General features: G+C 53.3%; 15 protein-coding genes. 8 read left to right on the forward strand and 7 right to left on the reverse strand.

Features of this window, described 5'->3' with window-relative positions:
* Positions 1–125: 125 nt before the first annotated feature.
* Positions 126–1478 (reverse strand): S41 family peptidase, encoded by a 1353-nt coding sequence (locus ACXIT9_RS01845; RefSeq protein WP_458054540.1) that lies wholly within the window; start codon positions 1476–1478, stop codon positions 126–128.
* Positions 1479–1676: 198 nt separating this feature from the next.
* Between ACXIT9_RS01845 and ACXIT9_RS01850 the strand changes: the two genes are divergently transcribed.
* Positions 1677–2999, forward strand: a complete 1323-nt coding sequence (locus ACXIT9_RS01850; RefSeq protein WP_458054541.1) for a glycosyltransferase — start codon at positions 1677–1679, stop codon at positions 2997–2999.
* Between the two features lie 17 nt (positions 3000–3016).
* On the opposite strand, the gene priA is transcribed toward ACXIT9_RS01850, so the two are convergent.
* On the reverse strand, positions 3017–5533 hold the full coding sequence (gene priA / locus ACXIT9_RS01855; RefSeq protein ID WP_458054542.1) for a replication restart helicase PriA: 2517 nt from the start codon (positions 5531–5533) through the stop codon (positions 3017–3019).
* A gap of 53 nt (positions 5534–5586) precedes the next feature.
* Positions 5587–6576: a GSCFA domain-containing protein gene (locus ACXIT9_RS01860; RefSeq protein WP_458054543.1), complete on the reverse strand. Its 990-nt coding sequence runs from the start codon at positions 6574–6576 to the stop codon at positions 5587–5589.
* 353 nt (positions 6577–6929) lie between these two features.
* Between ACXIT9_RS01860 and ACXIT9_RS01865 the strand changes: the two genes are divergently transcribed.
* Entirely contained in the window at positions 6930–8297 is a 1368-nt protein-coding gene (locus tag ACXIT9_RS01865; RefSeq protein ID WP_458054544.1) for a M24 family metallopeptidase, read from the forward strand.
* A 91-nt stretch (positions 8298–8388) separates the two neighbouring features.
* Positions 8389–9459 (forward strand): endonuclease/exonuclease/phosphatase family protein, encoded by a 1071-nt coding sequence (locus ACXIT9_RS01870; RefSeq protein WP_458054545.1) that lies wholly within the window; start codon positions 8389–8391, stop codon positions 9457–9459.
* On the opposite strand, the gene ACXIT9_RS01875 is transcribed toward ACXIT9_RS01870, so the two are convergent.
* Positions 9414–11711 carry an efflux RND transporter permease subunit gene (locus ACXIT9_RS01875; protein ID WP_458054546.1) on the reverse strand — a complete coding sequence of 766 codons (2298 nt, stop codon included), beginning with the start codon at positions 11709–11711 and terminating at the stop codon, positions 9414–9416. The genes ACXIT9_RS01870 and ACXIT9_RS01875 overlap by 46 nt on opposite strands.
* A gap of 134 nt (positions 11712–11845) precedes the next feature.
* Between ACXIT9_RS01875 and ACXIT9_RS01880 the strand changes: the two genes are divergently transcribed.
* Complete coding sequence (locus ACXIT9_RS01880) at positions 11846–12640, forward strand: thymidylate synthase (protein ID WP_458054547.1); 795 nt, start codon at positions 11846–11848, stop codon at positions 12638–12640.
* Positions 12641–12700: 60 nt separating this feature from the next.
* Here the strand turns inward: ACXIT9_RS01880 and ACXIT9_RS01885 are convergent, their stop codons facing one another.
* Positions 12701–13261: a hypothetical protein gene (locus ACXIT9_RS01885; RefSeq protein ID WP_458054548.1), complete on the reverse strand. Its 561-nt coding sequence runs from the start codon at positions 13259–13261 to the stop codon at positions 12701–12703.
* Between the two features lie 295 nt (positions 13262–13556).
* Positions 13557–17228 (reverse strand): phosphoribosylformylglycinamidine synthase, encoded by a 3672-nt coding sequence (gene purL / locus ACXIT9_RS01890; protein WP_458054549.1) that lies wholly within the window; start codon positions 17226–17228, stop codon positions 13557–13559.
* A gap of 175 nt (positions 17229–17403) precedes the next feature.
* On the opposite strand from purL, the gene ACXIT9_RS01895 reads away from it, so the two are divergent.
* Positions 17404–18258, forward strand: coding sequence for a hydroxymethylglutaryl-CoA lyase (locus tag ACXIT9_RS01895; RefSeq protein ID WP_458054550.1), 855 nt, complete (start codon positions 17404–17406; stop codon positions 18256–18258).
* A gap of 28 nt (positions 18259–18286) precedes the next feature.
* Complete coding sequence (locus ACXIT9_RS01900) at positions 18287–18835, forward strand: PepSY domain-containing protein (protein ID WP_458054551.1); 549 nt, start codon at positions 18287–18289, stop codon at positions 18833–18835.
* Between the two features lie 117 nt (positions 18836–18952).
* Here ACXIT9_RS01900 and ACXIT9_RS01905 read toward each other — a convergent pair whose 3' ends face one another.
* Positions 18953–19780 carry a universal stress protein gene (locus ACXIT9_RS01905; protein ID WP_458054552.1) on the reverse strand — a complete coding sequence of 276 codons (828 nt, stop codon included), beginning with the start codon at positions 19778–19780 and terminating at the stop codon, positions 18953–18955.
* A 190-nt stretch (positions 19781–19970) separates the two neighbouring features.
* Here ACXIT9_RS01905 and ACXIT9_RS01910 point away from each other — a divergent pair, with 190 nt between their 5' ends.
* Together ACXIT9_RS01910 and ACXIT9_RS01915 are read left to right on the forward strand one after the other, a co-directional pair.
* On the forward strand, positions 19971–20735 hold the full coding sequence (locus ACXIT9_RS01910) for an SDR family NAD(P)-dependent oxidoreductase (RefSeq protein WP_458054553.1): 765 nt from the start codon (positions 19971–19973) through the stop codon (positions 20733–20735).
* Between the two features lie 194 nt (positions 20736–20929).
* Positions 20930–21586 (forward strand): Crp/Fnr family transcriptional regulator, encoded by a 657-nt coding sequence (locus ACXIT9_RS01915; protein WP_458054554.1) that lies wholly within the window; start codon positions 20930–20932, stop codon positions 21584–21586.
* The last annotated feature ends 22 nt before the right edge of the window (positions 21587–21608 follow it).

Consider the following 21608-nt stretch of genomic DNA (forward strand, 5'->3'; position numbering starts at 1 on the left):
TTTCCATGGCCGAGAACCACCTGTTCCTGCCTTGCTTTTTAGACGAGGCGTAAAAAAAGGGAAGCCGCTCGCGCTAGCCTCCCTGATATTAGAATCATGGTATGCGTTTTTTTATCTTTCGGACACTAGAAGTGCAAAAACTCTTGTTCTAGCCCGCTAAAATGATCGATCATTTCCCAGAAGGGGGGTCGATAGCTGCTTCGGGCTCCGGCCTGAATGGAGCCTGAGCTGATCAGCTGCAGGGCGGCCTGAAAACGTGCCTCCTGACGATCTCCCCAGTTGCGCGTCGGATCATCGGCCACGAAGAAGTCTGCGGGCAGGCCATCGAAATATTCGGCCACCCCTGTGGCATTCGTCGTGGCAAAGGTTATCGGCACGAGCTCCAATCCACGCTGCTGGAGCGGACGGCTAAAATTACTTAACGTAAAGGAGCCCACGGGCTTACCGAAGGTATTATCTCCGATGAGAACCACCTCCATATAGGGTTCGAGACAATTAATGAGCAGCTCCGAGGCCGAGGCTGAGCTTCGGCTGGTCAGGAAGATGACCCGCTGCAGCTGTAAATTGCCCGTTCTCCGGAAGTTGACGGTTCTATTCCGAGCATTTTGTTGGAATCGGTTATGCTGAATGGTGTACATCACCTGATTATTAGCCGCCTGTGGAATAAGGTAGTTTAGAATCTGCTCGGTAACCGCTACGGAACCGCCCCCATTATAGCGCAGGTCGATGATAAGTTCCTGAACTTGCTCTTGATTAAAAAACTGAAAGCTATTTTCCACTTCTAGGCTACGGACGGGATTTTCTCCTGCTGTGGCGCGGAAAGAATGGTAGACCCAGTAGCCCACCTTTTTTCCGGCCAACTGAAAGGCCTCTTGATGAAGCACCGAGTTGGTCTGGAAGGCATCTCGCCGAATGGTGCGGGTGGTTTCTGTGCCGTCTGGCAGGCGAAAGGTAAACGTATTCGTGCTGCCGATGACATTTGGGCCCAGTTGAAAGTCAAACCCATTCCCAGTGCGGTAGCTCATGATGGGACGCCCGTTGATGTGCGTTACTTCCCAACCGCGCTGCCAGCCATCTTGTCCGGCAGGACCATTTTCGAAAACGAAGGCCAGAAACATTTTGAAGTCCCCGGAGGACTGCTCTTGGAGCTGAAAACCAAAGCCATGTACCCCACTGGCTTGGCCGGTGAAGGCTGCCTCGAAGGCCTCCCGGGTGGTGACGTACGACCAGCGGTCGAGCGGCTCGAAGCGAAGGCTGCGTAAAAAGGCGTCGTTATCGTTGATGCGGCCGAAATCTGTCACCACGGGAAGCTCGTCCTCCCAAAAATAAAATTCCTGCATCAAGCGATAAATCTCTTGATTGATGCCCGGAATGGCTAATCCCGGATTATCTGTCTCATCTTCGGGAGGCATACAGGCTCCCATCCCCACGCATAAGGCCATCAGCCCTGCCGTCCACCAGGAAAAGGTTTTTTTCATACGTACTAGTTTAAAGCATTAACGAAACGAACTTGCATTCAGATTGTTAACTCTCCGAATTCTTTTCAGGGAGAGTAAATGGAGAGCGAAATCGACCTCAGCTGTACAAAAGTTTTTTCCGCCTGGCTTTTTATGTAATTTTGGGAGTGAATGTATAAAAAATTCCCACACAAACATGCGTGGGCGCACTTATTTTCGATGAAAAAACCCGGAATTTTACTCATCAGCTACTACTGGCCCCCTTCTGCAGGCTCTGGCGTGCAGCGCTGGCTGAAAATGAGCTATTTTTTACAAGAGATGGGTTGGCAGGTGCACGTCCTGACACCAGAAAATCCGGACTTTCACCTTAGGGACCCCAAGCTTTTGGCTGAAATTCATCCTGACCTTCAGGTGCATCCTGTCCCTATCCAGGAGCCCTATCAGGTGTGGCGCCGCCTACGTGGCCAAAAGGGAGGCGATGCAGCAGCCGTTTTAGAAGAAAAAAAGCCTGGCCTCTTGGGTCGGGCAGCCCTTTTTATTCGTGCCAACTGCTTTATTCCGGATCCACGGGTTGCCTGGGTGGAGGCCGCCTCGGCCAAAGGTGCCGCTCTGGTGAAATCAGAAGGCCTGCAGGCTCTCATCAGCACGGGCCCTCCCCACAGCATGCACTTGGTTGCCCGCCGAATAAAAGCCCAGACATCGGTATATTGGCTGGCTGATTTTCGTGATCCCTGGACGCAGTGGGAGTTTCTGCAGCAGCTGCCCATGCTGCCCTTTGTCCGCCGAAAGCATGCACGGCTGGAGCGGGCCATTTGCCACGAGGCAGACCGAATCTGTACCATCAGCCCGACCTTTCAGCAGGAGCTACAGGCGCTTGTCGAGCGACCCGTATCCCTGCTCACCAATGGTTTCGACCCCCGAGACTTTCCCTCCTCTCTGTACCACCCCGCTGAAAGGGCACTTGGAAGGCCTATCCGCATCGTCTACACCGGTATTATCGACGCGATCCGGAACCCTTTTCCTTTTTTAGAGGCCCTGCTTGCTCTCTTACACGTTCCCGAAGCTCCACGCTTCCACGTGTATTTCGTAGGCAAAGTCTCAGCAGCTCTCCATGATTTTCTGGCCGCACATCCCGCGCTAGCGGATACAGTGACACTGGTGGGCTATGTATCCCATGCGGAAGTTTTTCAGTATTATGCGCAAGCAGATTTACTTTTGCTCATCCTTACCCAGAGCGCGAATGCGCGTGGAAACATTCCGGGAAAGCTCTTTGAATACATGGCAACAGGCAGGCCTGTTTTGGCGCTGGGCGACCCGGAGGGCGACAGTGCCGATCTCCTCCAGAAAGCCAAAGCGGGCAAGGTTTTTCTTCATAGTCAACAAGCTGATATTCAGGAATTTTTACAAACCTTTCACCCTCAAGCCATCCGTCCACTTACCGAAAGCCTGCAGGCTTACAGCCGGGAGACCCTAGCTCGCAAGGTATCGGTGTGGCTCCGTGAAGGCCTAGCGGCCCAAAAAAAAGCGGATGACCTCGCTTAGCGCCGACATGTAAACGCTTAATAGGGATCTACATCGATTAAGATCCGTAGATTACGGAATTCACGCTGCTGCTGCATGCCTTCGGCCAGCTGCTGTAGGGCTTGCTTCATCTCTTGATTGGCCTCCTGGCGGCGTTCCAACTTGAGAAGCAATTCGAAAATGTAGTAGTTGCGGACTTTACCTACCAGGGCTTTTTCCGGGCCCAGCACCACCTTTTGGACGGGCACCTCTTGGAGGAGGTTGCGGAGGTGCTCGGCGCCTTTTTTTGCCACCGGCTGTTCTTTATGGCGCACAGAAACACGGATAAGTTTCACAAAGGGCGGGTAGAGGTACTTTTGGCGATCCGCCATATCCTCCAGATAGAGGGCATGGTAATCGGATCCGATCACCCATTGGAAGAGGGGCTGGTCTGGGCGCCGCGTCTGAATGATGACCTCTCCGGCTTTTTCTCGTCTTCCGGCGCGTCCTCCCACCTGCAAGAGCTGCGCGAAAGCCCGTTCGCTGGAGCGAAAATCTGGGAAATTGAGTATTCTATCGGCATCCATCACCCCCACTAGGGTAACGCGCTCAAAATCCAGTCCTTTTGTGATCATCTGAGTACCTACAAGAATATCGATATGCCCTGCAGCAAACTCCTCCAGTAGCTGTTGGAACCCATACTTAGAGCGCGTCGTATCCAGGTCCATCCGCGCCACACGGGCCTCAGGAAAGAGCAGGCTGACATCTTCTTCCAAGCGCTCTGTACCTAGCCCCACGGGGCTCAACTTAGTACTTCCACAGGCAGGGCACTGTGCGGGCAAGCCATCTTTAAATCCACAGTAGTGGCAGTTTAGGCTGGCAATCGCTTGGTGGTAAGTCAGGTTCACATCACACTGCACGCATTCGGGCACCCAGCCACAGGCATCACAGAAGAGGTAGGGCGCATAGCCCCGGCGGTTTTGGAAGAGCAAGACCTGCTCCTGCCGTGCGAGGCGCTGTTGGATGGCCTCCCGCAGGCGTGCGGTGAAGCCCTGTTTGAGCAAGTTGCGCTTCTTATCCCTCAGGATATCGCTAAGCTCCACCTGGGGCAGCTGTGCATTCCCGTAGCGGGTTCCTAAAAACACATAGCCATATTTTTCTCTGCGTGCATGAAAGTACGATTCGAAGGAAGGGGTGGCCGAGCCCAAAAGGGTTTTGGCTTGGTGCATGTGTGCGAGCATGAGTGCCGCATCCCGCGCCTGAAAGCGGGGGGCAGGGTCGAACTGCTTAAAAGAAGACTCATGCTCTTCATCCACGATGACCAGGCCGAGGCTATCAAAGGGCAGGAAGAGCGCGCTGCGTACGCCTACGACCACTTGGTAGCGCCCTTGCAGCAGCCCATTCCAGACCTCTACCCGCTCATTTTCGGAAAATTTAGAGTGGAAGACCCCCATTTTAGCACCCAGAGCACCGCGCAGGCGCTCTACCAGATGCGTGGTTAGCGCGATTTCCGGAAGTAGCAGCAGGACCTGGGCTCCACCCTCCAGTGCATCTAAAATCAGGTGTAGGTACAGTTCTGTTTTGCCACTGCCCGTCACCCCCTGCAGCAGTACCGTATCTTTGGCCTGAAAGGCCTCCCCGATTTCTGCCAAGGCCTGCGCCTGCGCCTTACTGAGCTCCGGGCGCTGCTCCGTCCCTTCTTGCTCCTGGAAGCGGCTGACGATTTCTTCGAAACCCTCTAGGACTCCATTTTTTAGTAAGGTGTTCAGGGACGACTCCGAGAGTTCCACTCCCTCACGCAAGCGCTTTTTCTCCACCCCCAGCGCATTTAAACCAGGATTTTGATGCACTGGTAGGAGTTGGAGCAGCCGCAGCAGTACGGCCTCCTGCTTGGGCTTGCTACTCAAGGTCTCGAAAAGTTTTTCGAGCGCCCCCGCCTCCAGATAGTCCGCCGCCAGCCGCACCTTACTCACCTTTCGTGGGGTGTATCTGTCCTTTAGCTGTTCGAACACCAACACGATTTCCTTGGCGATCAGGCTTTTGATGAGCTTATGAATCTGCTTGCTGCCCAGTACCTGCTCGCACTCCAGATAGGTGAGCGAGTCTTTTTGCTCGAGTGCTTGGATGAGGAGCTCCTCCCGGGGATCCAGCGGAAAGGCACAGGCCTCGCGCGAAAATTCAGGCCGCAGCTGCAGGCGGCTCTCCGCGTTTAATTTGAGCCCAGCGGGCAGGGCGGCTCCCATCACTTCCCCCAGATAGCAGGCATAATAGCTGGCCATCCAGGACCAAAACCGGATCTGGATAGGATGCACCACCGGCTCCGTGTCTAGCACATCCAGGAGTGGCTTCACCTCATAGGTCTCTGGCGCCTTTTCATGGATGCGCGCCACGATGCCGGTGAGTACCCGTTTCGGGCCGAACTGCACCACCACCCGGAAGCCGATGCCTATGCTGGCCCCCAGCTCTCGGGGCACGAGGTAGGTGAACAGATTAGGAATGGGTACGGGCAGCACCAGGTCGACGTACTGATCTGGCTCTCCGCTGCCTTTAAAGTCCGTAAATAAAGTTTCTTGCACCGGCGGAAAGGGTTTAGGCATGGGGCCCTCGCGGGCCAAAAAAAGGCTTGCGCTTAGCGGCTTTGCTGCATCGCCTGCTTACGCAGCTGCTCAATTTCTTTACTAAAATCAAAATCCTTATCGAATCGTTCCAGCTTGCGCAGGAGGCTGCTGACAAAACGCTGATGTGCGGCACCCTCGGGATTTAGCGGGCGGTGGGCCAGTTCACGCTGGATTTGTTCGAACTCATGAATGAGCCCAAAAGTGCTGCGATGGATCCATGCGGCTTTAAAGCGCTCCCAGATGAGCTGCTCGGCGAGCGCATTCGGGTGAATGAGATCCTCCTTATAGAAGCGGTAGTCGCGCAGTTCATCGAGCATCAACTCATAGGCAGGGAAATAATTCACCTGTGGGAAGCGCTGCTCGATTTCATGACAGGCCAGGCGGAGCACCGATTTGCTCAGTTGATTCTCAGGAAGGCCTTCGCGGGTATGGCGGACAGGGCTTACGGTAAGCAGCAGTGCAGCCTCCGGGTTTTCTTCTTGGAGGCGGAGATAAAACTGTTCAAAGGCATGGACGATTTCCTCTACGCTGAGCAGGCGTTTCCGAAAAAAAGCCGCGGGCTGCTTGTGGCAGTTCGCTACCAGCGCACCGGATTCCAGGTGTTCGTGCACCCAAGCGGTTCCGAAGGTGAAAAAGACATGTGTCGCATCGAGAAGCCCTTGGCGGCAGGCGTTTTGACGCTTCGCCAGCAGCCGCTGCAGTGCATGTTCACTGTAAGCCATCAGGTCGCCATGTACCTCATAATGCGCAAGTAGCCCATCCCGATGTGCCAGCAGCTCCATGCGATAGGGTTCTTGGTGTAGGGCCATGTGGGCATTTCGGAGAATAGAAATAGGGTTAAAGAGCGTTCCGAAGGGATTGATGAGCGTCTCGAATTTCCGCTGCTGTAAAAATCCTCCCATCACCGTGGAAAAACATGAGCCCATAGCAAGGATAAAAGAAGAAAAGTCAAGCTTCGGTTCCTTCTCCGGAATATCACAGGGGGTGTATAGGGTACTCATAAATCGGATGACGCTTTAGTTTATGGAAAGTAGGGCGAAATGACATTTTAACTATCCTAGCGACCTAGTAGACACAGTTTTGACCTGAATTTCAATCCGTTACAGCAAAGTGGATTTAAAAATGTTCGGCCTGAAGAGAATAACAAATGTAAAAAAAATAAAGCAAAGGTTTTTCTTCTTTCGAGGCATTTTTTCTGATCGCCTCGGAACCACCTTTTAATAGGCTGGGTAAGGGTTGGGGAGAAAATCAGGTGTCGAGGCAGTCGTACGCTTCCATTTATGGAAAAAAATAGTGGTACATCAGAAAAAGGCTTTACTTTACCTTTATTTTCATTCGCATAAAACGAAAGCTAATGCCCTATACACGATCTCTTTCCGACCTTCTTCGGAAGGGTTTTTTCCTCTGTGCCATCGCGGCAAGTGTCTTGGCCTGTTCTTCTGAAGAAGACAATAGTCCCCAGCAGGAAATCGATAATCCCTTCGCTGGCCCGAGCCCTTGGCCAGAAATCCGAAAGGAGCGCATGCGCAGCCTATTGCCTCCAGCGATGGAGGCGGCCGGCGTAGATGCCTGGCTGGTTCTCTGCCGTGAGAACAACAATGACCCCATCGCTCATCATGTGGGGGGTGAAAATGCTGGCGGGCAGCTTGCTATAGTCTTTGCCTATCAAGATGGGCAGGTCAGCAGCATCGCCTTCTCACCTGTAGGGGAAGCTACGGCCCTGGCGGAGTCCGGCATCCACGATGAAGTGCGGCCTGTAGACCGGGGAGCCTCTGCGCTTTCTCAGGCTGTGGATTATTTGCGAAGCGGTGGCTTCCGCACGATAGCCATCAATACTTCAGCGGAAAATGCTTTGGCCGACGGCCTGTCCAGCAGCCAATATGCCGCCATCAGTACTGCGATGGGCCCCGATGCGGTGAAGTTAGTTTCTGCGGAGGAGCTGATTTATGAGTGGCTATCCGTAAAGCTTCCCGAGGAGGTAGAAATTATCGCGAAGGCCTCCGAGCTGACGGCGCAGTGGGAAATCGAGGCCTATGCGCAGGTGGTGCCCGGAAAAAGTACGGATGCCGACATCGCCCGCTTTTTAAAGGATAAAATGGAGGCCTATGGCTTCAGTGATGCTTGGAATCCAGAACAAAATCCGAATGTCAACTCTGGTGCTGACCGCGGGCATAGCCATGCCACCGACAAGGTCATCCAGCCCGGCGATGTGATTCAGATTGACTTTGGTGTGCGCGTTTGGGATATGTGGGTAAGTGATATCCAGCGTTTTGCCTATGTGCTACGTCCTGGTGAAAGCAGCGCTCCTGATTCTGTACAGTATTATTTCGAGTCTAGTATCGGCGGGAATCGAGTGGCATTAGCAGCCATGGCTCCTGGCGTGAGGGGCTTTGAGGTGGATCGTGCGCAGCGTGAGTGGATGGCTGAGCGTGGCTCAGAGCCCGTCATGTGGAGCACCGGACATCCGGTCGGCTACGTGGCCCACGATATCGGTCCCAGCTTAGGCGGTGGTCTGCTGGAGGATCCCAGCACGCGTCCTTCGGTGATGCGCCCGCTGAAGCCTGGCCAACTTTTCGCCTTCGATGGCTTTCATGCGTGGAAGTTGCCCGATGGAGGGCTGAAAACCATGTCTGTAGAAGAAATCGCCGTAGTAACCGAAGACGGAGCCCGCTATATTTTGGCTCCTCAGGAGGAGCTGGTGCTGATTTCCTCAGATCGCTAAAAGCTAAAACTAGGGAGATTTACTTGATTTTTTACCTTGGAAACTCAATTTTCTCCCTAGTTTTGCGTTTTGCAAGCAGTTTGGATTCGATATGGCGCGCTGGTTTTATGGACTTCTTTTGATATGCAGCGTGGCGGTGCTACTGAGCGTTTACCTCAGCCCCCTCCACGTTCCCTTAGCGGGCCTATTGAGTTTGGGCATCCCCCTGCTACTTATCGGGCATGGGCTTTTACTTTTACTCTTGAGCCTTAGCCGCAGCCGCTGGTTTTGGGTGCCGCTTCTGGTTCTGGTGCTCAGCTTCCCTTATCTGAAAGCCACTTTTCGCTGGCCCAGCCCCGATCGCTACCAGGAAACACGCTCAGAAGAAACCTTAGAGGTACTCTCCTATAATGTACATCTTTTTCGTTACAACAGGGAAAAGCGAGATCCTGCAGAGTTTCGGGAGAGCATCGTCCGCTGGCTCAGTGAGCACCCTGCAGATATCAAGTGCATCCAAGAATTTTATCAAGATGAAACGACGGCCTCTACGCATATGATTCGCCGGCTGGCGGAGGATCAGGACATGTATATTTCCTATCAGCCTGTGCAGGGGCGGCGCGAGCGCCAAAGCATCGGCATGGCCATCATCAGCCGTTTTCCCATCATCAATGAAGGGCGCGTTTTCGATAATGCACGCAACAATGGTGTCATTTTCGCCGATGTCCGCTGGAAAAATGATACGATTCGCATCTATAATGTTCATCTGGAATCCATGAGCATACAGGCGGAGGCCTTAAAAGATGTAGAAGGCTTTAAGGAAAACTACTACGATGTGGCGCGAAAGATTCGAAATGGGCAGGTGACCCGTGCCAGTCAGCTGGAGCAGCTGCAGCGGCATATCGCCGACAGTCCTTACCCTGTTTTGCTGATGGGAGATTTTAACGATACACCGTACAGCTACCTGTACTTTAACCTTCGTCAAAACCTGGCAAATGCCTTCGAAAGTGCGGGCAGCGGCTTTGGCTTCACCTATAACCGCGTGCTCTTTTTTCTGCGGATCGACCACTTGTTTTACCTGGAAGATTTTTTCGATGTGGTGGACTTTAAAACTTACTCGGCGGTCGATTATTCGGATCATTATCCCATCGGTGCTCTTTTGCGCAAGCGCTCCGACACCCCATAGCTCCGATTTCCCAGCAGCACAGGAAGCAGCAGCAGGTCTGCGGCCCAAGCAAAAAGAAGGGCAAGGCTAATCAGCAGGCCTGTGTAAAAGGTGACCCCGAATGCACTAAACAGCAGCAGGGCGAAGCCACTGCATAGGATCAGGGTACTCAGGCTGATGGCTTTTCCTGTTTCCAAAAAGGTGCGTTTCACGGCATAGGCCATGCTTTTCCCATCTCGGAGCTCCCCGTATAACTTACTCATAAAGTGAATGCTATCGTCTACGGCGATCCCAAAAGCCACCGCAAATAAAATGGCGGTAGTAAGTTTCAGATCGATGCCTAAAAGCACCATCACGCTACACATAAAAAGTAGGGGGATGACATTCGGGATCAGGACTAGGAAGGCCATGCGCCAGGAGCGGAACAAGATTCCCGCCACGGCGGCCACCAGCAGGAAAGCCAGCCCCAGGCCTTTGGCCATCTGCTCGGAGACCAGGCGATGGCTTTTGTCGATCAGGTAGGAAGTTCCCGTGCGGCGAACGAGGAGGATTTCCTCCGGGATGTGGGCTTCGGTGAAGGCACGAAGCTCGGCATCCCGTTGACTCGCCCGAGCGGAACCCCAGTCCTGCATGCGCCCTGTGATTCGGGCTTCGGTTTCTGAGGGATCTAGTAGTGGAGGTAAAAAGTCTGCTTCTACCAAGCCTTCGATCAGCCCATCATAGCGGGCATACCGTGCCTCGGAGGGGAGGACAAAGGCCTTAGGGCTGGCCTGATTCGAAGCCATATGGGCGAATTTCGCGTAGCTGAGTGGTGAAAGCAAGGGCCCTGTAGCATAGGTTTTTTGGATAAACTGCTCCAAGGTATCCAAGGCCTTTAGTGCCCGATAGTCCCAGAGATTTTTCACTTCGCTACCGGCAGTAATACTGATTTCGAGGGGATTACTACCGCCGAAGGTGCGGTCGAAAAAGAGAAATTCTTGAACGATGGGATGGTCTTCCGGCAAATTGTCCAGCAGGTAGCCGTCCACTTGCAGGCGGGGCAACAAGGCAAGGGATGCAGCCACAAGGAACATAAAGGTCGCCAAGACGGTTTTGCGGTTCCTGAGAACCGCGCCCATAAGCCCCCGCAGTCCCCTCTCCCAGCGCTGGTGCCCCCGTATGCTTCCCCCCTGCCCTTCCGGCGCGAAGCGATACAGGAGAGCGGGTAGCAACAAATTAATCGCTATAAACATAAAAAGGACACCTGCGCCGGTGAAAAGCCCAAAGTAGCGGATGCTGTCGGCGCTGGCTAAATAGAGCGAGAAGAAGCCTAAACTGGTGGTTAGGGCGGTGAGAAAAACAGCCAGAAACAAATGGCGAAAAGTTTCTGGGATGGCTTCCCACTTGCTGTAACCGCGTCGAAGCAGCAGCAGGTAATAACTCAAGTAATGCACACAAGCACTCAGCCCGATGACCAGCAGCAGGGTAGGTTGCATCACCGCTAGCACGTCAAGGGCCTGCCCGCTGAGCAGCCGAAAGGCCAGGGACCAGGCGATGCCCACGGCCAGCACCAGAAGGGGGAGCACCACGCCCCACCAGGTTTGGAAGAGCAGGGCAAGCAAGCAGATGATGAGCAGGAAGCTCATACCAAGAAAAAAGGCAAACTCCGCCTGCAGAAGGGACACGAAAGCCCCCTGCGCCTTAATCTTCCCTGCAGTTTTGATGTCGGAAAAGGCCTCCGCCCGTGCATTGAGGGTGGCTTGGATGGCTTGAAATAGGGTATCCCCTCTTTCCTTCGCGATTTCTTGTTCGTTTTCTAAAAGCAGCAGTAGGTACCTTTCCTCTGCGGCTATAAACTGAGCGCCCGTAGTCTGCAGGGCCTCCAAGCGCTTTTGGCTGGCTTCAAGTGCCTCTTCATCCTCGTACTGAATGTATTTTCTGCGGCTCAGCCCGAAGCTTCCCGCCCGGAGCTCTTCCAGATCGAGTGCAGACTGCACCGCCTCCACGGCAGGAAGGGCCCGAAGTTCTTCTTGGAGCGCTTCTACCTCAGCCAAAAAGTCTCGATCCCAGACGGTTTCGGGCGCTTGGACAGCGATCAGGAGGTAATCGTTGTCGTTTTGAAAGCGCTCGCGAAAGTCCTGATAGTAGCGCAGGCTTTCGTCTCCACGGGGAAAAAAACCTTCGAAATCATAGTTAAAGACGGGCGTCGGACGGAGAGCAACAAAAAGGAGGCTGATCCCAAGGGCCAGCAGGGCGAGGCGGTAGGCTTGGGGGCGTAAAAAGTGGGCAGACATCAGGTGTAGTTTTTATAGAAAACGCCGCCATCGGGGAAAGGTTTTGGCAGCCGGGTTCCGGCGGAGCTTTTGAAAATGGGGAGAATGCTGTACCTTTGGCCAGAGGCCAAAACCATTATTTATTCCGATACCGTATGCAGGCATATCATGAGCTTATGGCGCACATTTTAGCGCATGGAGTGAAAAAAGAGGACAGAACCGGCACTGGAACGCTATCCGTGTTCGGCTATCAGATGCGTTTTCAACTGGAAAAGGGATTCCCACTGGTGACCACGAAAAAGCTGCACCTGCGCTCGATCATTCATGAGCTGCTCTGGTTCTTAAAAGGAGAGACGAATATCGCGTACCTGAAGGAAAACGGGGTACGTATTTGGGATGAATGGGCCGATGAAAATGGGGAGCTGGGCCCGGTATATGGGCATCAATGGCGGCACTGGCCTGACGGCAAAGGCGGTGAAATCGATCAGATCAAGCTGCTCGTCGATGGGCTAAAGCGCAATCCCGATAGTCGGCGGCACCTGGTCTGCGCCTGGAATGTGGCGGAGGTAAATAAAATGGCCCTCCCCCCCTGCCATACCTTGTTTCAGTTTTATGTGGCGGAGGGAAAGCTTTCCTGTCAGCTGTATCAGCGTTCTGCCGATGTGTTTTTAGGTGTTCCTTTTAATATCGCTTCCTATGCGCTGCTGACGCTGATGGTGGCGCAAGTTTGCGACCTGGCCCCGGGTGAGTTTATCCATACCTTTGGCGATGCACACCTGTACCTGAACCACCTGGAGCAGGCCAAGCTGCAGCTGAGTAGAACACCGCGTCCTTTGCCGCAGATGCGGCTGAATCCGGAGGTGAAGGACCTCTTTGGATTTTCTTACGCGGACTTCACCTTGGAAAATTACGATCCCCACCCACATATTAAGGCTGAAGTTTCGGTTTAGATTCGATACCGCCGTTTGCTAACGGCAGACGAGCCCTGATTTATTCTGTATGGCTTTACATTAAAAGCCCCATCCCACTTGCAGCCCGATCGCCCAGTTGCTCGGCAGATCGTTTCCGAAACGCAGGGGAAAAGGAATAGCTAGGGAGAGGTTCGAGTGTCCGAAGTCTTTAATTTTTTTTCCGATCACGGGTGTAACTCCCAGCTGTCCATTACTTTCGAAGGCCATGCGTGTGGCCACGCTCATGTTTTTCCCTAGATTCCAGATGATACCCGGATGAAAGAGAAATTGAGATACACGCAGTCTTTCTTCCCAGCTTAGGGTCGGAACCACTTCGATAGAAAATGCAAGCTGATCGTTTAACCAAAAGTTTACGCCTGTAGGAAAGCCCATAGCGCGGAGAGGTAACAGGCTGGCCTCTGCTTCTGTACTGGGGCTAAAAGGTGTTTGGTAAAGATTAGTTACCAGGCTGAAAAAAGCACCGATGCGCGGTTTCATTTCACGCTGTGCCGGCGCTGCGGTTTGCGAAAAAGCCTGCTGCTGTTGGAATTGAAAAAGGAAAAGTATGACCAACCCGATACGGTGGCAGAGTTTGCAGTTCATCCAATTACAGACATCCATCTTGGTTTTAATGCTTGATGTTATAATGACTTCGGGAGCTTTTCCTTTATAGAGAGGGATTTTATTGTTTTTACGCGATTTAATTTAATATGTTATAGCTTACATAGTGGTAAATCCCTGCCATATAGCTTTGGATCAAGATGGATCTATTGCTGGTATCTCTTCATGCAAATGCAAATGGCAGAAAAATCTTTTACTCGGCTCTGTTCAATGAGGAGGAAAAATAAAAATTAAGATGCTGAAAGCTGAAAAAAAAGGAAGAGATTTTCAAATCTCTTCCTTTTTTGGTGTTGACTTAGACCCTTTCTGCGATCCACTTGTAAGCATTTTGGAAGGCCTCCATCCAGGGGCTGACAGGATCATCTGCTAGCTCGGGGCTGAGGTAAGGCCAGTTCCAAGGCTTCAGGGAGCGCTCGATATGCGGCATCATCGCCAGGTGGCGTCCATCTTGTGACACTAGTGCCGCCACATCTGCATCGGAACCGTTTGGATTCCCCGGGTAGGCGCTATAACTGTAGGTCATCGCCACACGATAGGCTTCTATCTCAGGCAGGTGGAACCTTCCTTCGCCATGGGCTATCCATACGCCCAGACGCATACCCGACAAGGAGCCTAGCATCACCGACTGATTCGTCGGAATAGTGACATTTAAGAAGGCTGACTCAAATTTCCCTGAGCGGTTATGCTCCATCTTGGGCACCTGCTCCAGCTCAGGATACAGCAGACCCAGGGCTACCATCAGCTGGCAACCGTTGCAAACCCCTAAACTTAGGGTATCGGGTCGTGCATAGAAGGCATCAAGCGCTTTTTTCGCTTTTTCGTTATAGAGAAAGGCCCCTGCCCAGCCTTTGGCGGAGCCCAAAACATCTGAGTTGGAGAAGCCCCCCACGAAGGCGATCATGTGCACATCCTCCAGGGTTTCTGCACCGGAGATTAGATCCGTCATGTGGATGTCTTTCACCTCAAAACCTGCGGCATACAGGGCATAGGCCATCTCTCGATCACCGTTTACGCCCTTTTCGCGGATGATCGCTGCCCGCACTTGTCCACGAGCCGGAAGCGTTTGGCCCTGTTCCATGCGCTGCTGCCAGGCGCTCAGGCCGCTGTAAAAGAGCGGTTGCTGGCTGTAATTCTGGAAGCGTGCCTCGGCATGTTCGGCACCGGACTGCAGCTTGTCCAGCAGGTAGGAAGAGCGGAACCACTGTTGGCGATAACTGGCAATCGGGAAGGAAAGGCCCTGAGCTGGAATGTTCAGCACCCCTTCCAGTGTCACCTTGCCAAGCGACACGTAGCGGACGCCGTAGCTGTCAAGCAGGGCGCGCACCTTTTCGGCATTTTTCACCTGTATGACCACGCCGGGGTTCTCGGCAAAAAGCATTTTGATCGGGTCTGCTTCGCCGAGACCTTCCAGTTGTACCTCTAAGCCCACGCGTGTGGAGGGGAAGCACATCTCCAGTAGCGTCGTCACCAATCCACCGGAAGAGATGTCATGACCAGCATAGAGCAGCTGCTGCTGAATGAGCTGCTGCAGCGCATCGAAGCAGGTGCGGAAATAGTCGGCATCGCACACATCGGGAGTCTCTGTTCCCACTTGGTTCAAGACCTGCGCCAGGGCGCTCCCTCCGAGTTGCAGCGGGGCTGCTGAAAAATCGATGTAATAGAGTGAAGATCCGGGCACGGGGGCTAGATCTGGAGAAATCACGCGCTGGATGTCGGTACATGTTCCGATGGCGCTAATGATCACCGTCCCCGGCGCATATACGGTCTGCCCATCCGGGTACTGCTGCGTCATGGAAAGGGAATCTTTCCCCGTCGGGATGTTGATGCCTAGGGCGATCGCAAAATCCGAAACGGCCTCCACGGCGCGGTAGAGGCGATCATTTTCTCCAGCATTTTTTGCTGGCCACATCCAGTTTGCACTTAAAGACACCCCAGAGAGGCCCTCTTCGATGGGGCTCCAGAGTAAATTGGTGAGCGCTTCGGCGATGGCCAGGCGCGATCCTGCCTCGGGTGAGGCCAATGCCGCCACAGGGGCATGACCGATGGAGGTGGCGATCCCTTGGGTGCCTTGAAAGTCCAGGGCCATGACGGCTACATTGTTTAGTGGCAGCTGCAGCTCGCCCGTCGTCTGCTGCTTGGCCACGCGACCGGTGACCGAACGGTCCACCTTATTGGTCAACCAGTCCTTACAGGCCACCGCCTCGAGTTGTAGCACCTGCTCGAGGTAGGCCGTCAGTTTTTCCGTCTCGTAGCGCAGGGGCGCAAAACCATTTTCGGCACGGCTGTCTTCGAGAATTGTTTTCGGAGAGCTTCCGAACATATGGTGGAGGCTCCAGTCCACAGGCTTCTCTCCCGTGCGAGCATCTTCGAAGGTAAACTGCATGTCTCCGGTGGTTTCCCCGATTTCATAAAAAGGGGCACGTTCTCTTTGCGCCACGCGGCGCAAAAGGTCCGTATCTTCGGGACGCACCAGCAGGCCCATGCGTTCCTGCGACTCATTTCCGATGATTTCTTTCGCGGAGAGGGTTGGATCACCGACGGGAAGGGCCTCGAGCGCGATCTTCCCTCCTGTGGTCTCCACCAGCTCGGAGAGGCAGTTGAGGTGCCCGCCGGCGCCGTGGTCATGGATGGAGATGATGGGGTTCTCCTCCGACTCGGCCATGGCGCGGATGACGTTTGCCACGCGTTTTTGCATCTCGGGATTGGAGCGCTGGATGGCATTTAGCTCGAGGGCATGGCTGAAGGCACCGGTATTCACGGAGGAAACGGCCGACCCACCCATTCCGATGCGGTAATTATCGCCGCCCATGAGGATGATTTTATCCCCGGCGGCGGGTGTTTTTTTCAAGCTATAAGGGGCACGTGTAAAGCCCACGCCGCCTGCCTGCATGATGACTTTATCGAAGCCCAGCCAGCGTCCCTTTTCCTGATGTTCGAAGGTCAAGAGCGAGCCGGAAATCAGCGGCTGGCCAAATTTATTCCCGAAATCACTGGCCCCATTGGAGGCTTTGATCAGGATATCCTGTGGGCTTTGGTAGCGCCAGGGGCGTGCTGGCAGCTGCTCTTCCCAGGAGCGCCCTGCCTCAGTGCGTGGGTAGGCCGTCATGTAGACAGCCGTGCCTGCCAGGGGAATGGAGGCCGTTCCTCCCGCCATCCGGTCGCGGATTTCTCCTCCTGAACCGGTAGCGGCCCCATTAAAGGGTTCCACGGTGGTGGGGAAATTATGGGTTTCAGCCTTTAGGGAGAGGACCGTTTCGATGGATGTTTCAGCGAAAAAGTCGGCTTGGTCTTGGCGCAGGGGCGCAAATTGCACGGCGGCGGGCCCCTTTACGAAGGCAACATTATCTTTATAGGCAGAGACGATGCGGTTAGGGTGTGCTTGAGAGGTGGCTTTAATCAGTTGAAAGAGTGTTTTTTCCTTTTCTTGTCCATCGATGCGGAAGGTGCCGTTAAAAATTTTGTGGCGGCAGTGTTCGGAGTTGACCTGGCTAAAGCCAAAAACTTCTGAGTCGGTGAGTGGGCGTCCGATGCTGGCGCTGACTTGCTCGAGGTAGTCCACTTCTTCTTGGCTGAGGGCCAGCCCTTCCGCTTGGTTATAGGCCGCAATGTCTTCGATGGGGCGGATGGCTTCTGGCTGCAAGGCGATGTGGAAGAGAGACTGGTCGAGCTCCGGGTAGCGCTGCTGGAGCATGGGATCGAGTGTACTCTCTTCACTCACCTTTTCGAAGCATTCGATACGCTTGATACCACTTATGCCCATGCTGAGGCAGATTTCCACTGCATTCGTAGACCAGGGCGTGAGCATTTCCTTTCGGGGGCCTATAAAGGGACCGGGGAGCTGCTGCTGGTCGAGCGCTTGTGCTCCATCGAAAAGCCAGGCCAGCTTGGCCAGGGTTTCGGGGGTGAGGGCGGTTTCTGTTTCGAGCGCATAGACGAGCGGTCCGGCGGTTTGGAAAAAGCGTATCATGTCCTGGAGTCAAATTTTTATATGGGGGCAAAGGTACATAAATGCCCTGTAAAAAACCTAAGGAAGGGCCTTTTGGCGCGGGATTTTGGCCGGAGGCCGGACCACCTATCGGCTAAATTTTCCGATGGGGATAAAATCTATTGGGAAAATTCAGCTGCCTGCGTATCTTTCTTTCATGATTCAACTAGTAGAATGTCCGCGGGATGCGATGCAGGGCTTGCCGCACTTTATCGACACCAGTATTAAGGCGGCCTACCTCGATCAGCTTTTGGCGGTAGGCTTTCATACTTTGGATTTCGGCAGTTTCGTGAGCCCGAAGGCGATTCCGCAGATGCGCGACACAGCGGAGGTGCTGGGCATGCTGGATTTACATCAGCGCAGCACGCGGCTGCTGGCGATTGTGGCGAATGCCCGGGGGGCGGAAGATGCCCTTCAGTTCCCCGAGATCGATGATCTTGGCTTTCCGCTGTCCCTTTCAGAGACTTTTCAGCAGCGCAATACACGAAAAAGTATCGCGGAGGCGCTCCTGACGATAGGGGCAATCCAAAACCGCTGTATGGAAAAGGACCGTAGACTGGTGGTGTACCTGAGCATGGGTTTCGGCAATCCTTATGGAGACCCCTATGCGCCGGAGCGGGTAGCGGAGTTTTGTCAGGAGCTTGTCGACATGAACATTTCGGTCATCTCCTTTGCGGATACCGTGGGGCTGGCCAGCCCTGAGCTGATCGAATCGGTTTTACGTGTGAACATCGAGGCCTTTCCGCAAGTGGAATTCGGGGCACACCTGCATACACGTTCCGACCAGATGCACAGTAAAATCAATGCAGCCCTGAAGGCCGGTTGCCGCCGCTTCGATGGCGCGCTACAGGGCTTTGGAGGTTGCCCCATGGCCGAAGATCGCCTGGTCGGCAATGTGGCCACAGAAGCGCTGATCCGCTTACTTGAAAGCCATGGCTTTAGCCCTTCGATCGATCCTGAGGCCCTTCGGGAGGCCCTGAAGCTAGCTAAAGTGGTCTTCGCAGGCCAGTAACCTTTTTTATTTCACTAAGCCAGTACGCATGCCCAGTTCACTCAGTGCCCAAACCCGTTTTTATCGTAAACTGCACAAATGGCTCAGTCTGCCTTTGTTGTTTTTTATGGTCTTAGTCTCGGTGACGGGCATCCTTTTGGCATGGAAAAAACCTCTGGCCTTACTGCCACCGACGCAGCGCACGCAGGTGGAGCGCCCGGAGCAGATGCTGCCCGTGGAAGAGTTGATGCGCATTGGTGTCCAGTATGTGCAGGATTCTGTAGGGCTCAACCCGCTTTTAGATCGGGTGGACATCCGACCGGAGAAAGGCATTGCGAAAATTGTGTTTAAGCGACATTTCAAAGAGGTGCAGCTCGATGCGTATAGCGGGCAGATCCTTTCTGTCAAGCAGCGTAATTCCGACTTGATCGAAAGCCTGCACGATGGAAGTATTGTAGACTTTTTATTTGCTGCAGATGACGGCTACGCCAAAATGGGTTTGAGTACGCTAATGGGCTTGGGCTTGCTTTTACTTTCGGTTTCGGGCTTTTATCTGTGGTGGAACCCGAGGCGGATCAAGCAGCTGAAGGCCAAATAACCCAGGCTATCCCGGCATAAAAAAAGTGGGCGCTTCGCGGCGGCCCACCTTTTCACTGTTTAGGATGTGGTTAATTTTATGTCAAAAGTTTTTCCAAGAGGTTCCTTCTAACGCTTTTCAGGTGAATTTCACGCTTAAAACGGCATAGTCTCCTTTAAAGAGCACGGTCTCCGTATGTCCGATCTGATAGGTGCGGCTATTTTTGCGCTCGTTCGTCGCGAACGCGATGAAGCCGGCGTCCAGCTTCTCGGCGAAATTCAGGATCCCCGCCTCCGCAGTAGTGTCGTTATAGATATGCTTGTGGATGACGATGTCTTCTAGTCCCTGAGCGTACTGCTGCATGGCAGCGTCTGCATCTGCTGAGCGCGTAAATCCTTCGGGCGTATTTATAAACAAGAAGTGTACCGAGCAGCGCAGTTGGCGAATGAGCGGGCGAAGCCGCAAAAAGGCCTCCTTGCTATCGGTGTGGAACTTGGCTGCAAAAACCATTTTGCGCAGCGCATTTCCATTCAATGCTTTTTTTACGGCCAGCACCGGGCAGTGGGCCTCCCGAAGGATGCGCTGCACGTGGGAGCCGATATGTTTTTCGGGCGCATAGCCCTGACCGTAAGCCCCTAAGACGATGAGGTCGGTATTTTCGGCTGCCGCTAATCTACACACCTGGTCATAGGGAATCCCTACAAGCACTTGGGTATCTATTGGCACATGAGGCTGGGTGTAAGGAGCTAGGAACTCCCCTAATTTGGCTTTCGCTTCTTGGAGCTGATCGAGTATTTTCGTCTCTTTTTCTTTGGCTTCGGGCCGCATGGAAGCCCAGTCTAAGGTGGAACCGACGACATTTACGGCGATGATGCTACTCTCTCCTTTCGCAGCGATACGCATGGCGGTTTCAAAAGCCGCAGCTGCATAAGGGGAAAAATCGATAGGAACGAGGATTTTCTTCATGTTGCTTTCAGGGTTTGCGTTTATGGCCTTATTACCTGACAAAGGTCGCGCTATCTGCGGGCAGAAAAGCTGATGAAGATCAGTTTTTTACCTGATTCTTTCGAGGTATAACCCTAGGTGCTTCTGTTATCTTTGTGCAAAGAAAAAATAGCATAATCACTTTCACAAGCCACAAACCACAGCATTATTTATGGAACTTCAAGAAAAGACAGCAGTCATTACAGGAGGATCGGGCGGTATCGGACTTGCCACAGCGCGTCAATTTTTACAGGAGGGCATTCGGGCAGTTTTGCTCGTGGATATCAGTGCGGAAGCCTTAGCGGAGGCAAAAGAGACCCTAGCGGATGAGCGCGTATTTACCTTCAAAGCGGATGTCAGCCGCTCGGAAGAGGTCGCAGCGTATATGGCCTATGCGGAGGAGAAAATGGAGCGCGTCGACCTCTTGTTTTTAAATGCTGGCATAGAAGGGCTCGTAGCCCCTTTAGCGGACTACCCCGAGGAAATCTTCGACCAGGTGATGGCGGTAAATGTAAAAGGCGTGTTTTTAGGTATTCGGGCAGCATTTCCGCTCATGGAGCGCCAAGGGGGTGGCGCCATTTTAATTACCTCCTCGGTGGCAGGCCTGCAGGGCACAGCCAAAACGATCGCCTACACCACCAGTAAACATGCTACGATCGGGGCTATGCGCGTAGCCGCCTTAGAGGGCGCTCCACACGGCATTCGCGTGAATAGCATGCACCCCTCCCCTGTGGACAACCGGATGATGCGCTCCTTAGAAGAAGGCTTCGCCCCGGGAGCGGGCACGGAAGTCAAGAAAAGCTTTGAGCAGGCGATTCCTTTAGGCCGCTACGGCACAAACGAAGAGATGGCGGAACTGGCTACCTTTCTGCTCTCTGCGCGCAGTAAATTTATAACAGGTGCCGCATACGTAATCGATGGAGGTTTGACGGTTTAAGTTCCTTCCAAAAAATAAGCAGAAATTTAATGACTTTTAATAGGTTGGTTTAGGATACAGAAAAGAGTCGGGTTTATAATCCGGCTTTTTTTATTTTATGGGTCTCCCTTATTTTTTGGTTTTATCTTGTGACAGAAATCACTAATTTACCTCCGTGAATTCCGTTTTTTCACCCTAAGAAATGAACTTACGTCATGGAAATAGAGCAGTTAAAGCGCCTGGTACCCGCAATTACAGATCCTAACCTCCTGCAGGCCATGCTGGAGCAGGGAAAGGTGCACACCTTTGCCTCTGGCAAATCGATTATGGAGCCCGGCCAATTTGTTAAGATGGTACCGATCGTCCTGAGTGGAGCCATCAAAATTATGCGTATGGATGAGGATGGCCGAGAGCTTTTTCTCTACTATCTGGAGCCTGGAGAGACCTGTGCCCTTTCTCTCACCTGCTGCTCCGCTTCGAAGCCAAGTGAAATTAGAGCCGTGGCCGAGGAAGAAACCCGAATTTTAGGGATTCCGACGGCCTTACACGAGAGCTGGACAGATCAGTACAAGCAGTGGAAAGATTTCGTGTCCAACACCTACCAAAAGCGCTTCCAAGAGGTGCTGGTGGCCCTCGATGCGGTGGCCTTTAAGCGCATGGACGAGCGCCTTATGCGGTATATTTTGATGAAAATGAAGCAGCTTAAATCCAATGAGCTCCTCATCACCCATCAAGAGGTGGCCAATGAACTCGGCACTTCCCGCGAAGTGATCTCGCGCCTGCTGAAACAGCTAGAGAAGAAAAAATGGATCGAGCTGGGCCGTAACGTCATCTACGTACGGGATGATTTCGAGGAGTTGATCGCACAGTAAAAAGGTTACTGCTAGCCGAAAT

Source organism: Nitritalea sp. (genome assembly GCF_054166705.1).

Bases quoted from the DNA above. Each gene is read 5' to 3' on its own strand.
- ACXIT9_RS01900 (WP_458054551.1), top strand. From the start codon at position 18,287: ATGCCCAGTTCACTCAGTGCCCAAACCCGTTTTTATCGTAAACTGCAC.
- ACXIT9_RS01875 (WP_458054546.1), bottom strand. From the start codon at position 11,711: ATGTCTGCCCACTTTTTACGCCCCCAAGCCTACCGCCTCGCCCTGCTG.
- ACXIT9_RS01885 (WP_458054548.1), bottom strand. From the start codon at position 13,261: ATGGATGTCTGTAATTGGATGAACTGCAAACTCTGCCACCGTATCGGG.
- ACXIT9_RS01880 (WP_458054547.1), top strand. From the start codon at position 11,846: ATGCAGGCATATCATGAGCTTATGGCGCACATTTTAGCGCATGGAGTG.
- ACXIT9_RS01850 (WP_458054541.1), top strand. From the start codon at position 1,677: ATGAAAAAACCCGGAATTTTACTCATCAGCTACTACTGGCCCCCTTCT.
- ACXIT9_RS01905 (WP_458054552.1), bottom strand. From the start codon at position 19,780: ATGAAGAAAATCCTCGTTCCTATCGATTTTTCCCCTTATGCAGCTGCG.
- ACXIT9_RS01895 (WP_458054550.1), top strand. From the start codon at position 17,404: ATGATTCAACTAGTAGAATGTCCGCGGGATGCGATGCAGGGCTTGCCG.
- purL (WP_458054549.1), bottom strand. From the start codon at position 17,228: ATGATACGCTTTTTCCAAACCGCCGGACCGCTCGTCTATGCGCTCGAA.
- ACXIT9_RS01910 (WP_458054553.1), top strand. From the start codon at position 19,971: ATGGAACTTCAAGAAAAGACAGCAGTCATTACAGGAGGATCGGGCGGT.
- ACXIT9_RS01845 (WP_458054540.1), bottom strand. From the start codon at position 1,478: ATGAAAAAAACCTTTTCCTGGTGGACGGCAGGGCTGATGGCCTTATGC.
- ACXIT9_RS01865 (WP_458054544.1), top strand. From the start codon at position 6,930: ATGCCCTATACACGATCTCTTTCCGACCTTCTTCGGAAGGGTTTTTTC.
- ACXIT9_RS01915 (WP_458054554.1), top strand. From the start codon at position 20,930: ATGGAAATAGAGCAGTTAAAGCGCCTGGTACCCGCAATTACAGATCCT.
- ACXIT9_RS01870 (WP_458054545.1), top strand. From the start codon at position 8,389: ATGGCGCGCTGGTTTTATGGACTTCTTTTGATATGCAGCGTGGCGGTG.
- ACXIT9_RS01860 (WP_458054543.1), bottom strand. From the start codon at position 6,576: ATGAGTACCCTATACACCCCCTGTGATATTCCGGAGAAGGAACCGAAG.